The 13,547-nt window shown below is 64.6% G+C and carries 11 protein-coding genes and 1 pseudogene; 8 read left to right on the top strand and 4 right to left on the bottom strand.

Translation table 11 applies throughout. The features are described from left to right. Positions 1-15 precede the first annotated feature (15 nt). The 5 genes from Q0O97_RS13660 (at position 16) to Q0O97_RS13640 (ending at position 5,311) form a co-directional block, all read left to right on the top strand. Positions 16-1,218 carry an FAD-dependent oxidoreductase gene (locus tag Q0O97_RS13660; RefSeq protein WP_294930323.1) on the top strand — a complete coding sequence of 401 codons (1,203 nt, stop codon included), beginning with the start codon at positions 16-18 and terminating at the stop codon, positions 1,216-1,218. After that, a complete protein-coding gene (locus tag Q0O97_RS13655; RefSeq protein WP_294930320.1) occupies positions 1,215-1,940 on the top strand; it encodes a DUF454 family protein in 726 nt (241 codons plus the stop codon). The genes Q0O97_RS13660 and Q0O97_RS13655 overlap by 4 nt, the downstream gene beginning before the upstream one ends. Before the next feature lie 147 nt (positions 1,941-2,087). After that, positions 2,088-2,651 carry an alkyl hydroperoxide reductase subunit C gene (gene ahpC / locus Q0O97_RS13650; protein WP_294930317.1) on the top strand — a complete coding sequence of 188 codons (564 nt, stop codon included), beginning with the start codon at positions 2,088-2,090 and terminating at the stop codon, positions 2,649-2,651. 157 nt (positions 2,652-2,808) lie between these two features. After that, a complete protein-coding gene (ahpF, locus tag Q0O97_RS13645) occupies positions 2,809-4,377 on the top strand; it encodes an alkyl hydroperoxide reductase subunit F (protein ID WP_294930314.1) in 1,569 nt (522 codons plus the stop codon). 37 nt (positions 4,378-4,414) lie between these two features. Continuing rightward, positions 4,415-5,311 carry a LysR substrate-binding domain-containing protein gene (locus Q0O97_RS13640; RefSeq protein WP_294930310.1) on the top strand — a complete coding sequence of 299 codons (897 nt, stop codon included), beginning with the start codon at positions 4,415-4,417 and terminating at the stop codon, positions 5,309-5,311. Positions 5,312-5,519: 208 nt separating this feature from the next. Here the strand turns inward: Q0O97_RS13640 and Q0O97_RS13635 are convergent, their stop codons facing one another. The 4 genes from Q0O97_RS13635 to Q0O97_RS13620 form a co-directional block, all read right to left on the bottom strand. Continuing rightward, positions 5,520-7,796 (bottom strand): TonB-dependent siderophore receptor, encoded by a 2,277-nt coding sequence (locus tag Q0O97_RS13635; protein WP_294930307.1) that lies wholly within the window; start codon positions 7,794-7,796, stop codon positions 5,520-5,522. 201 nt (positions 7,797-7,997) lie between these two features. Further along, positions 7,998-9,095, bottom strand: coding sequence for an alpha-hydroxy acid oxidase (locus tag Q0O97_RS13630; RefSeq protein WP_294930304.1), 1,098 nt, complete (start codon positions 9,093-9,095; stop codon positions 7,998-8,000). Continuing rightward, positions 9,095-9,778: a Fe2+-dependent dioxygenase gene (locus tag Q0O97_RS13625; protein WP_294930301.1), complete on the bottom strand. Its 684-nt coding sequence runs from the start codon at positions 9,776-9,778 to the stop codon at positions 9,095-9,097. Before Q0O97_RS13625 ends, Q0O97_RS13630 begins: the two co-directional genes overlap by 1 nt. A gap of 176 nt (positions 9,779-9,954) precedes the next feature. Beyond that, on the bottom strand, positions 9,955-10,509 hold the full coding sequence (locus tag Q0O97_RS13620) for a recombinase family protein (RefSeq protein WP_294930298.1): 555 nt from the start codon (positions 10,507-10,509) through the stop codon (positions 9,955-9,957). Positions 10,510-10,999: 490 nt separating this feature from the next. Here Q0O97_RS13620 and Q0O97_RS13615 point away from each other — a divergent pair, with 490 nt between their 5' ends. From Q0O97_RS13615 to Q0O97_RS13610, 3 genes and pseudogenes are all read left to right on the top strand, one after another. Then, the gene (locus Q0O97_RS13615) at positions 11,000-11,539 is read left to right on the top strand and encodes a hypothetical protein (protein ID WP_294930295.1); all 540 of its coding nucleotides are present in this window, start codon (positions 11,000-11,002) and stop codon (positions 11,537-11,539) included. 69 nt (positions 11,540-11,608) lie between these two features. Next, positions 11,609-11,791 (top strand): annotated as a pseudogene (locus Q0O97_RS17500) (BapA prefix-like domain-containing protein); the annotation flags it as partial. A gap of 172 nt (positions 11,792-11,963) precedes the next feature. Further along, on the top strand, positions 11,964-13,547 hold a 1,584-nt coding region (locus Q0O97_RS13610; protein ID WP_294930292.1), incomplete at its 3' end, for a hypothetical protein.

Here is a 13,547-nt window from a genome sequence, read left to right as displayed (position 1 = left end):
GTGCGAGGTGACGGAATGGACGATACGCGCGATTGCGTGATCGCAGGCGGCGGCCCGGCGGGGCTGATGGCGGGCTTTCTGCTGGCCCGCGCCGGGCTGCGCGTCACGGTGCTGGAACGCCACCCCGATTTCCTGCGCGATTTTCGCGGCGACACCATTCACCCCTCGACCCTGCAACTCATGTCGGAGCTGGGTTTCCTGGACGAATTCCTGACCCTGCCCCATCAAAAGGCCCATGCGCTGCATGCCGAGATCGCGGGGCGGCAAGTCACTATCGCCGATTTCAGCGCCCTGCCGTTGCAGACGCGCTATATCGCCTTCATGCCGCAATGGGATTTCCTGAACTTCATCGCCGCCAAGGCGCAGGCGCTGCCGGGGTTCCGGCTGTGCATGGGCGCGCAGGTGCTGGACCTGATCCACGAGGGCGGCAAGGTGGCCGGGCTGCGCTGGCAGGACGGGCAGGGCGCGCGGCACGACAGCCGCGCGGCGCTGGTGATCGGGGCGGATGGGCGGCACTCGGTCGTGCGGCAAAAGGCGGGGTTGCAGGTGCGCGACTTCGGTTCCGCCGTCGATGTGGTCTGGTTCCGCCTGACACGCCTGCCCGAGGACCCCGCCCCGGCCATGAGCCATGCAGGCCCCCAGCAGGGGCTGGTGCTGATCGACCGGGGCGATTTCTGGCAATGCGGTTACGTCATCCGCAAGGGATCCTATGACGACCTGAAGGCCGGGGGGCTGCCCGCCTTCCGGGCCGCGCTGGCCGCGCTGGCGCCGCTGCCTGCCGAACGGTTCGATGAGATCGCCGATTGGGATCAGGTCCATCTGCTGTCGATCCGCATGGACCGGCTGGTCCGCTGGTGGGCGCCGGGGGTGCTGTGCATCGGGGATGCGGCGCATGCGATGTCGCCGGTGGGCGGCTTCGGCGTCAATCTTGCGGTGCAGGATGCGGTGGCCGCCGCGCGCATCCTGTCCGGGCCGCTGCGGCGGGGACGGCTGACGGGTCGCGACCTGGCCCGCGTGCAGGCGCGGCGGATGTTTCCGACCCGCGCCACGCAGGGGCTGCAACGCATGATGCGGCGCAAGCGCAATGCGCAGGGGCAGGCCGCCCCGCGCCCGCCCGGCTTCATCCGCGCCATCGCCCGGATGCCCGCCCTGTCGCGGCTGATGGGACGGCTGATCGGAATGGGCTTTCGCATGGAAAAGATCGGAGACGGGCGGTGAGCCGCGACCCGATCCCGCCCTGCATGGACCCGCCCCGCATGGGCCTGTTCCGCGCCTTCCGCCTTGTCGCGCTGATCGAGGGCGTGACGACGATCCTTCTGTTCTTCGTCGCCATGCCGATGAAATACGCGCTGGACCTGCCGCGCGCGGTTGAGGTCATGGGACCGATCCACGGCTATGCCTTTCTGGCCTATATCCTTGCGATGATCGCGGCGCTGTGGGGGCGGGGCTGGTCCGCCGGCGACTGGCTGCGCACGGCGGCGGCGTCGCTTTTCCCCTTCGGCACCTTCCTGAACGACCCCTTCCTGCGCCGCCGGATCGCGCAGGACAGCGGCGGGGCAGGCCCGGTGCCGGGGGTTTCGCTGGCCCAGGCCTTCTACCTGGGCATGGGGCTGGTCTTCACCGGCCTTGGCTTTGCAGGCGCCTTCCTGCCGGTGCTGCCGACGACGCCCTTCCTGATCGTTGCCGCCGCCTGTTTCGCGCGATCCTCGCGCCGGTTGGAGGGCTGGCTGTTGCGCCATCCCCGTTTCGGCCCGCTGCTGGTCGCATGGCGTGAAAGGGGGGCGATTCCGATCCGGGCGAAATGGGCCTCGCTGATCGGCAGCGCGGTGGGGTTTGCGCTGTTCTGGATCGGCTCGGACCCCGCATGGTGGCTGGCGGGGCTGGTCGCGGGACTGATGATCTTCGGCGTGGGCTTCGTCTTCAGCCGCCCGACGGCATAGGCCGCAGCTCCCGCACATCCGATAGATAAAAGCTATCGAAAAATCCAATCCGATCTATTTCATATTCGCGCACGCAGCATATATTCCGCATTGCAGCACCCTCGGAACGCCGGGGCGCCTGCAAGACTTGAACAAAGGAATGGACACATGGCCCTGATCAACACCAAGATCAAACCCTTCACCGCAAAAGCCTACAAACAGGGCAAGTTCATCGACGTCTCGGATGCCGACATCGCCGGCAAATGGGCGGTGTTCTTCTTCTATCCCGCCGATTTCACCTTTGTCTGCCCGACCGAGCTGGGCGACGTTGCAGACCATTATGACGAGCTGCAAAAGATGGGCGTCGAGGTGTTCTCGGTCTCGACCGACACGCATTTCACCCACAAGGCATGGCATGATTCGTCCGACACCATCGGCAAGATCCAATACGCCATGATCGGCGATCCGGTGGGCATCATCACCCGCAACTTCGACGCCATGCGCGAAGCCGAAGGGCTGGCCGACCGCGCCACCTTCATCGTCGATCCCGACGGCATCATCCAGGCGATGGAAGTCACCGCCGAGGGCATCGGCCGCAACGCCGAGGACCTGGTGCGCAAGATCAAGGCCGCCCAATACGTCCGCGCCCATCCGGGCGAGGTCTGCCCCGCCAAATGGCAGGAAGGCGAACAGACGCTGGCCCCCTCGCTGGAACTGGTCGGCAAGATCTGAGCATCGAATTCGCGGCTGCGGCGGGGCCGGTGTCCCGCCCTGTTAACCAGTAGATGCTTGCCAAGTTGATCGGCTGCGAAGCCGTGGCCGGGAAACCGGCCCGCCCCCTGCGCCTGGGATCATGCGCAGGGGAACCGACCAGTTAAGGAGCCTTCCCATGCTTGACGCCAACCTGAAAACCCAGCTCAAGGCCTATCTTGAGCGTCTGACCCGCCCCGTCGTGCTGACCGCATCCATCAACGACACGCCGAAATCGGCCGAGATGGTGGCGCTGCTTCGCGACATCGCGTCCCTGTCGGACAAGGTTTCCGTCGCCGAGGACGGCAATGACGAACGCCGCCCCTCTTTCGCGCTGACCAGCCCCGGCCATGACATTTCGCTGAGCTTCGCGGGCCTGCCGATGGGGCATGAATTCACCTCGCTGGTGCTGGCGCTGTTGCAGGTCGGCGGCCATCCCCCCAAGGCCGAGCGCGAGATCCTTGAACAGATCGAGGGCATGCAGGGCGATTTCACCTTCGAGACCTATTTTTCGCAATCCTGCCAGAACTGCCCCGACGTGGTGCAGGCGCTGAACCTGATGGCGGTGCTGAACCCGCGCATCCGCCACGTCGCCATCGACGGGTCCGATTTCCGCACCGAGGTCGAAAGCCGCCAGGTCATGTCCGTGCCGACGATCTACCTGAACGGCAAGGTCTTCGGCCAGGGCCGCATGGGGCTGGAGGAGATCCTGTCGAAAATCGACACCGGCGCCGCCGAACGCGAGGCCGCGAAGCTGGCCGCCAAGGACAGCTTCGACGTGCTGGTCGTGGGCGGCGGGCCGGGCGGTGCGGCGGCCTCGATCTATGCCGCGCGCAAGGGCATCCGCACCGGCATCGTGGCCGAGCGTCTTGGCGGGCAGGTGCTGGACACCATGTCGATCGAGAACCTGATTTCCGTCCCCCATACCGAAGGGCCGAAGCTGGCGCAGGCGCTGGAAAACCATATCCGCGAATACGACGTGGACATCATGAACCTGCAAACCGCCAAGTCCTTGACGCAGAACGGCGACCTGCTGGAGGTCGCGCTGGAAAGCGGCGCCACCCTGACCGCCCGCAGCGTGATCCTGTCCACCGGCGCGCGCTGGCGCACGATGGGCGTGCCGGGTGAAAGGGAATATGCCAACAAGGGCGTGGCCTATTGCCCGCATTGCGACGGCCCGCTGTTCAAGGGCAAGCCGGTTGCGGTGATCGGCGGCGGCAACTCGGGCGTGGAAGCGGCGATCGACCTTGCCGGGATCGTCAGCGAAGTGACGCTGATCGAATACGACCAGCACCTGCGCGCCGACGAGGTGTTGCAACGCAAGCTGCGCAGCCTGCCCAACGTGCGCATCATCACCAACGCCCGCACCACCGAGGTCGAGGGCGACGGCAGCAAGGTCACCGGCCTGGCCTACATCGACCGCGCCACGGATGAGGCGCATCGCATCGCGCTGAGCGGCATCTTCGTCCAGATCGGCCTGCTGCCCAATACCGACTGGCTGAAAGGCTCGGTCGAACTGTCGGCGCGCGGCGAGATCGTCACCGACGGCCACGGCGCGACCTCGATCCCCGGCGTCTTTGCGGCGGGCGATTGCACCACGACGCCCTACAAGCAGATCGTGATCGCGATGGGTGAAGGCGCGAAGGCGTCCCTTGCCGCCTTCGACCACCTGATCCGCGTCAGCGCGCCCGAGGAAAAGGCGGCTTGACCGCCTGCGCCCGCCCCTTTGGGGCGGGCCTACCGCGATGACGCTGAAAGAGCTGCAATATCTGGTCGAGCTTGCCCGGCTTGGCAATTTCCACCGCGCCGCCGAGGTCTGCGGCGTCAGCCAGCCCACGCTTTCGACCCAGATCCGCAAGCTTGAGGAAAAGCTGGGCCTGAAGCTGGTCGAGCGCGGCTCGCGCCAGGCCATCCTGACCCCCGCAGGCGAAGAGATCGTCGCGCGGGCGCGCGAAATCCTGACCGGCGTGCAGGACATCCACGACATCGCAGCCCGCAACCGCGAAAGCGGTGCGGGCCGCTTGCGCCTTGGCGTGTTTCCGACCCTTGGCCCCTATATCCTGCCCGCGCTGGTGCCGCGCATCGCCAGCCGTTTTCCCGGCGTCCAGTTGCAACTGGTCGAGGAGAAATCCGAATTGCTGCTGGACCGCCTGCATGCGGGCCAGTTGGACGCCGCCCTGCTGGCGCTGCCGATCCACGACGGCGGCTTGCAGGTGACGCGGCTGTTCGACGAACCCTTTCTGCTGGCGGTCCCGCCCGCCCATGCGCTGGCCGCGCGCGACAGCGTCTCGATGAACGACCTTGCCGCGCAAAAGCTGATGCTGCTGGAAGACGGCCATTGCCTGCGCGACCAGGCGCTGAGCCTGTGCCACCGTTGGGGCGCGCAGGAAACCGGCTTTCGCGCCACCAGCCTGGAAACCCTGCGCCAGATGGTCGCGGCGGGCATGGGCATCACGCTGCTGCCCCGGCTGGCGACGCAAGGCCCGCTGGCCGAAAGCGGCAACCTGCGCTTTGTCCCCTTTGCCGACCAGCCCCCGCCAAGCCGCACCATCGGCATGGTCTGGCGGCGCAGTTCGGCCCGCGCGCCGATGCTGCGCCAGATCGCGAAGCTGATCCAGAAGGCCGTCGGCGGCGAAAGATAGCCGCGCAACCACCCCCTGCCGCTGGACGGCGTGCCGTAACGCCGGGGCCGGTTTCGTTACCGACGTGCCGGGGGTGAACGGTGAGGGCATGGGCCGCTATACCCCATGCTCACCGATTCCTTTCCTTGCGATGGCGATGATCGACAGACCCCGCGCGCATGGAAAAGGCGCCCCGAAAGGGGGCGCCTTTGCATTTTTTTGCAGGATATCAGAAGCGATAGTTCAGCTTCAGCATCGCATTGCGGCCCGCCTGAACGTTGGCGAACAGACCGACGTGCGAGGCGTCATAGAGCTTTTCATCAAAGATATTGTTGATGTTGAGCTGCAAATCGGCGTTCTCGCTGATCTTGTAGGCCGCCATCGCATCGACGCGCCATTGCGCGGGCAGTTGCGACGTATTGGCCGCGTTCATGAAGCGCTTGCCGGTATAGGTCGCGCCGCCGCCGACGGTCCAGCGGTCGTCCACGTCATAGGTGGTCCAGACGGCGAGGCTGTGCTTGGCGATGTAGTGCATCTGGTTGCCGTCGGTGGAGCCATCGCCGCCGCCGTTGATGATTTCGGCATCGGTGTAGGTGTAACCAGCCGAAATCGCCCAACGGTCGTCGATCTGTCCGTTCACGCCCAGTTCCAGACCCTGCGCACGGTTCTTGCCGATCGTATCGACATCCCCGGTGACGGGATCTTCAGCACGCGCATTGGTTTTCTCGGTGCGGAACAGCGCAGCCGTGACAGCCAGCCGCTCGTCCATCAGATCCCATTTCGTGCCGAGTTCGAAAGCACGGGTCTTTTCGGGATCGAGATTGTTGCTGTTGCCGGTCAGCGTGCAAGCGCCCGCGCCTTCCGAACCGCCTGCCTGCCCGGCGCACATGCCCGAGGGGCTGGCCGAGGTGCCGTATGAGAAATAGATCGAACCGTTCGGCGCGGGCTTGTAGACGACACCGGCCTGATAGCTCCAGATATTGTCCTTCTGGCGCAACGGCGTGGAACCGCTTTGCTGATCGACGTCGAACATCTCGTAACGCGCGCCGAGGCTGAGTTGCCACTGTTCGTTGAACTTCATCGTGTCGAAGGCATAGATCGACTTGCTGCGGGTGATCGTCGGCAGGCCAAGCTCACCGTATTCGAGGCCGCTCATATCGACCGGAATATTCGGGTCGGGGTTCTGCCAGTCCGGCGTGTTGAAGTCACTAGTGCCGCCAGGGAAGCCGCTGACCGAACCGCTGCGCAGCTTGTCGCGCGCGTATTCCAGACCGAAGGCATAGTCGTGTTCGACTGTGCCGGTCACGGCTTCGCCCGAGAATCCCCAGTGGAAGGCGACCGTATCGGTCTCTCTGTAGCCGCTGCGCGAGGCGCGTTGCAGAACGCCGTTGCCATCATCGTCCAGTTCGAACGTCGGACGGGTGACGATATATTTCTGCTCGCTGCCGAAATAGGACAGTTGCGCATGGGTGCGGAAGCTGGGCGAGAACTCATGTTCCAGCTTCAGCGTGGCGTTGTCGTTCGTGTTCTCGCGGAAATCGCGGTCGTGCAGCCCGAAGAACTGGCTGTGATTGACATTGCCGAGCGGTTCGAACGGGTCGCCCGTGGTGCCGGTGCCATAGCCGGTGTCACCCGTGGCATCGACATAGTTCTGATTCGCCATCGGAATCCCGAAATCTGGGGTGCTTTCCGATTTGCTGCGATAGGCGTTGAAGCTGAGCTTCGTCGCCTCGGCGATCTGGCCGGTGACGGCGGCGGCGATGCCGACCTTGTCGTCCTCGATCCCGCCGCGGCCCGGCACTTCGGCGTCCTGCCAGAACAGGTTCAGGCGCCCCGCCGCATGCTCGCCAAGCCGGAAGTTGGTGTCCAGCGTCGCGCGATACTGGTTGTCGGTGCCGATGCTGGCCGAGGTCTCGTAGAACTCTTCCCCCAGACGGGCCTGCTTGGTCACCATGTTCAGCGAACCGCCCGTGCCGCCGCGGCCCGAATAGGCGCCGCCGGGGCCCTTGACCAGTTCGATCTGCTCGACGTTGAACGCCTCGTGGCTGGTGCGGCCAAGGCTGCGGATGCCGTCCACCATCATGTCGGTCGAGGCCTCGTAGCCGCGGATGAAGGGGCGGTCGCCCATCGGGTTGCCGCCCTCGCCCGTGCCCAGCGTGACGCCCGGCGTCGTGCGCAGCACGTCGTAGAGCGAGGACGCCCCGCGTTCCTCGATCTGGCGCTGGGTGATGACCTGCACCGTGCGCGGCGTGTCCACCAAGGGCGCGGTCATCTTGTCCGACGAAGCCTGATTGACGTTGTAATTCGAACGCGCCTCACCGCCCTGCTGGCCGGTGATGACGACGGTATCCAGCACCACGGAATCGCCGGTTGCGGCGGGATCCTGGGCATAGGCGGGACCTGCCACGGCAGCGGTCACCGCAAGCGCGGGCAAGAGGCCGAGCGTAGGGCTGAACGCGGCCCGGCTGTCGGGACGCGTCGGACCCTGTGGTTTCTTTGGGGTCATGGGATTGCTCCTGCAAGACGATAGTTGACAGCCCCTTCGATTGATATCGAGAAGCAGGTTTCTTGCTGGCGCCGTGGCGCTGGCTACGCGGAGGATGGACCCGAAAGGCCCGGATCGGACCTTCATGAATAACGCAGCGGCAAGCGTCAAGGCGGCGCATGCATTATCCGAGTGTTTTTATTTGATTCTGTGGCTGCGAATCTACAACGCGGCGGGCCAGATCGCGCCCCTGTCGATGGCGGACAGATCGCGGCAGCCGGTCAGGGCCATCGCGACCTCCAGTTCCGCGCGCAGGATGGTCAGCATATGGGCGACCCCCGCCGCGCCCGCCACAGTCAGCGCATGGACCTGCGGGCGGCCGATAAGGATGGCGGATGCCCCGAGCGCCAGCGCCTTCAGCGCATCCGTGCCGCGCCGGATACCGCCGTCGCACAGCACCGGGATGCGCCCGGCGATGCGTTCCGCGATATGGGGCAGGATCTCGGCGGTGGGGGGCAGGGTGTCCAGCGCCCGTCCCCCGTGGTTCGACACGATCACCCCGTCCATCCCCGCATCCAGCGCCCGCGCGGCATCGTCGGGCGCGGTGATGCCCTTCAGCAGGATCGGCAGGCGGGTCTGGCCGCGCAGCCAGGCGATGTCCTCCCACCTCGGCGCGGTGTCGAGCAGGCCGAGGAAGGCCGGGCTGCGCCCCGGTTCGCTGCGGATCTGCGGCGGGCGGCAACCGTCCAGATTGACGGCGCGCAGCCCCTCGGGCAAGCGGAAACCGGCGCGCTGTTCCATGTTGCGGATGCCGTTGATCGGGGCATCGACGGTGACGACAAGGGCGCGATAGCCCGCCGCCTCGGCGCGGGCGATCAGGCGCTGCGTGTCCTCACGCTGGGGCTGCATGTAAAGCTGGAACCACAGCGGGCCTTGCGCGCGGGCGGCGATTTCCTCCAGCGGCAGGCCGGATTGGGTCGAGACCACCATCACGCCGCCCGCCGCCGCCGCGCCAAGCGCGGTCGCGTGTTCGGCGTCCGGGTGGGCCAGCGCGTGGAAGGCCACGGGGGCGAGGATCAGCGGATGGGGCAGCGAAAGGCCCAGCAATTCCAGCGCGGTATCGGCGCCGCGCATATCGGCCAGCACCCGGCCTTGCAGCCGGATCGCCTGCCAGGCGGCCAGGTTGGCCGCCGCCGTCAGCCCATCCGCCCCCGCCCCGTCGATATAGGCGCGCACGGGTGCGGGCAGGCGTGCCGCCGCGTGGCGTTCGTAATCGCAAAGCGCGACGATATCGGGCGGGATCGGGCCGGGTTCGGCCATCAGACCTCGGCCCAGTGGCGGATCATGTTGTGATAATGCGAGGTGATCCCCGTCACCGCCGGATCGTCGTCGGGCAGCATCCCCCGGATACGCTGGATCGAGCAATCCAGATCGTAAAGCATATGCCGCCGCCAGTCGTCGCGCACCATCGACTGCGCCCAGAAGAACGACCCCCAACGCGAACCGCGCGTCACCGGCGTCACCGAATGCAGCGAGGTCGCGGGATAGACCACCGCGTGACCGGCGGGCAACTTGACCGCGTGCTGGCCGTAGGTGTCATGCACGACCAGTTCGCCGCCGTCGTAATCCTCGGGCGGGGTCAGGAAGATCGTGGTGGATACATCCGTGCGCAGCCGCTGCGACGTGCCCGGCGCGACCCGGATCGAGCCATCGACATGCGCGCCGAAGGTCATGCCCTCGTCGTAGCGGTTGAACATCGGCGGCAGGATATGCAGCGGCAGCGCCGCCGAGGAATAGACCGGGTTGCGCCCCAATGCGCGCAGGACGATATTGCCCAACTCGCGCCCCTCGGGGCTGTCTTGCGGCACTTGCAGGTTGTTCTTGACCTTGGCGGCCTGATCGCCGGCCGTCATGCGGCCGTCGATCCAGTTCGTGCCTTCCAGCACCTGACGGATATAGGCGACCTCTTCCGGGGTCAGCAGATCGGGGATGGTGACGAGCATGGGGGCCTCGGCATGTTTCGTTTCCGGCTGCGACGTTAGAACGCGCGGGCGAGAAAGTTAAGCGTTTTTCTCGGGATTCGGTGTCGCAGGCCGCGCCGCACCCTTTTGCGCAGGCCGGGCGGGTGGCGAAAACGCCGTGACTCCGCTGCAATCCCCTGCCGAAGTTCGCGGCAGGGCTATCCGCCATGCTTTTCGTAATATCGTTTCATGGTGCGGACAGAGACACCGTATTTTATCGAGACCTCTTCAACGGTTTCATGCTCAAGGTCATGAATGGCCGCATAAATCTGTTCGTTCGTCAGGCTGGGGGGACGGCCCAGCCTGACACCTTTTCTTTGCGCGGCCTGCAATCCCGCCTTGGTCCTTTCGCTGATAAGGGACCGCTCGAACTCGGCAAGGGCGGCCATCATGTGAAACACCAGTTTTCCGCTGGAGGACCCGGTATTGATCGCCTCGGTAAGGAATTGGAACTCTCCTCCTTTCCGGGAAATATCGTCGATCAGCTTTATCAGCCCGCTCAGGGATCGGCCAAGTCTGTCCAGTCTCCAGACCACGACCGTTTGCCCCGGAGTTAGCGACTTCATCATCGCCGACAGGCCGGGCCGCAATGTCAACATGCCGGAAACGCCGAAATCCCTGTATATCTTCTGGCACCCGGCCATTTTCAAAGCTGATATCTGAAGGTCGAGTTTCTGATCTTCGGTCGAGACCCTGGCATATCCGATTTTCATGTTCTTTCCTTGTGGCCCAGAATAGACAGCACTACTGACCAATTAAACATGATATCAAAAAAGACTTGTTACCGGGCGCGGGGCTGTAGGTGGCTGTAAGTGCTTGACAAAAATGTCCGGTTTTGACGCAGAAGTCACCATCGGATAAACCCCCAACCTGTTAACGGGTGCGCGAAACTTTTTTGGTCGATTCCACTTCTGGCAAAACCGGACGTTTTTGCTGGGCGGAGACAAGCCGATGCCCCTGACCCGGCGCCGCAGCGGCGCGGGACCGCTACCCTTCCAGCCTATGTCTGCGCTGCGATTTCAGGCGGGTTTCTATCTACCCTGGCTGCTTTCAGCCTGGGGGCGGGACCGCTGACAGCATTGATTTCCTACAGCCTGGGCGGCGCCGCGGCGACCGTCCTTGTCGCCGTGGCTCTGTTTCGGCGGCAGTCGGGTTAAGGCGTTTTCGATCCGGGGCTTTGCCCGTTCCGCAAGGGGTGTGTCCATGCATTTCGGAGGTTTTCAGGAAGCATTCCGCCGCCGCGCCTGCGGCTGGCCAGGTATCGGAGTGCTGACATCCCGGCATGACATGTTTGAACATATTGACCAATGTGCGGAACTGCTTGGGGCTGAGGCATATCCCCTGCCGGGGTCCCACTGGGGGCACTGGCTGGACGAATACCCCCTGTGCTGCGTCGTCGTGGGTGATGATGCCGGCCAGGACGGCAGGCTGTCCCAGGTCGCCCGGCTGAGGCCGGATCTGGCGGTGATCGCTGTCGCAGGCGATTCGGATATTGCCGGATTTTCCGCCGCTACAGAAAGAAAACCGGTTTCCGTAATTGCAAGCACATTTGGTCCCGTCGCATTCGCATTCGCGATTTTTTCAGCATTGGACAAGCGAACCGGCGCACGGATTTTTCCGGGTTCGGGTGACGGTTCCATAACGGTTGAGCGCAATAAACCCTGCAATATCTCATTTTTACGGGGCGGTATTGGCGGCTCAAGATTGCCGGTTTCGGCAGAGTGTTCCTGGGATCGAAGGTGAGAATAACAGACGCGTAACGATGCAGAATAATGAAGTGAAACAGGGCTTAACAGAGTATGGGAGAAAGATGTGGCTGTAACCATAATTGACAAGGGAGACGGTGCGCAGCGCACGGTCGACTTGTCGTCTATCCAGCTGGATGGGCCGAGCCAGGTTCGGCTTCCATTCCGGCAAACGGATGTGGATTTTTATACCAGGGAAGGCGACGACCTTCTTATCCACCTCAAATCCGGCGAGATCGTTCGGGTTGCGAATTATTACGTTGGCCAGACAACGGAAAGCGCGCTGGTTTTCGTCGATGACGATGGCGCGATAGGCTGGCTCGACGGCAACGGCCTTGCCGCCGCTCTCGGCGCGCTTGTGGTCGGGGGAGTGCTGCTTGCCAGCGGAGGCAGCTCGTCGGCGAGCGATGACACGGACGCTGATGCCGACGCTGATGCGGATGCTGACGCTGACGCGGATGCGGATGCTGACGCGGATGCAGATGCTGATGCTGATGCTGATGCTGATGCGGATGCTGACGCTGATGCAGACGCTGATGCCGATGCCGATGCCGATGCGGATGCCGATGCGGACGCTGACGCGGATGCTGACGCCGATGCCGATGCCGATGCCGATGCGGATGCCGACGCAGATGCGGACGCTGACGCTGATGCGGATGCTGACGCCGATGCCGATGCAGATGCTGACGCCGATGCTGATGCTGATGCTGATGCTGATGCTGATGCTGATGCTGATGCCGATGCTGATGCCGATGCTGATGCTGATGCTGATGCCGATGCCGACGCTGACGCCGACGCCGACGCTGATGCTGATGCTGATGCCGATGCCGACGCGGATGCGGACGCTGACGCCGATGCAGATGCTGACGCCGATGCGGATGCCGACGCAGATGCAGATGCTGACGCGGATGCAGATGCGGACGCCGACGCTGATGCGGATGCTGATGCTGATGCGGATGCAGATGCAGATGCAGATGCTGATGCTGATGCCGATGCCGACGCTGATGCCGATGCCGACGCTGACGCAGATGCTGACGCAGATGCTGACGCAGATGCTGACGCAGATGCTGACGCAGATGCTGACGCCGATGCAGATGCGGATGCCGACGCTGACGCTGACGCAGATGCGGACGCAGATGCTGACGCCGATGCAGATGCTGATGCCGACGCTGATGCCGACGCAGATGCAGATGCTGATGCTGATGCGGACGCTGATGCTGACGCCGACGCTGACGCTGACGCGGATGCGGATGCGGATGCGGATGCTGACGCGGATGCTGACGCCGACGCGGACGCAGATGCCGACGCTGACGCTGACGCTGACGCTGACGCAGATGCGGACGCGGATGCTGACGCCGACGCCGACGCGGATGCCGACGCTGATGCCGACGCAGATGCAGATGCGGATGCCGACGCTGATGCCGACGCAGATGCAGATGCAGATGCTGACGCTGATGCTGATGCGGATGCGGATGCGGATGCCGATGCCGACGCTGATGCAGACGCGGACGCTGATGCTGATGGCGACGCGGATGCTGACGCCGACGCGGACGCTGACGCGGATGCTGACGCCGACGCGGACGCTGACGCGGATGCTGACGCAGACGCTGATGCGGATGCGGATGCGGACGCGGATGCCGATGCGGACGCCGACGCGGACGCTGACGCAGACGCCGACGCTGACGCTGACGCTGACGCGGATGCGGATGCTGACGCGGATGCTGACGCCGACGCGGACGCAGATGCAGATGCCGATGCCGACGCTGATGCCGATGCGGACGCTGATGCAGACGCGGACGCTGATGCTGATGGCGACGCGGATGCGGATGCTGACGCGGACGCTGACGCGGATGCTGACGCTGACGCTGATGCCGACGCTGATGCTGACGCGGATGCCGACGCTGATGCGGATGCCGACGCTGATGCGGATGCGGATGCGGACGCGGATGCCGATGCGGACGCTGATGCAGACGCGGACGCTGATGCTGACGGCGACGCGGATGCGG

The organism is uncultured Paracoccus sp. (genome assembly GCF_945915435.1).
Lineage (GTDB): Bacteria > Pseudomonadota > Alphaproteobacteria > Rhodobacterales > Rhodobacteraceae > Paracoccus.
This window is presented reverse-complemented; position numbering and strand designations above follow the sequence as displayed.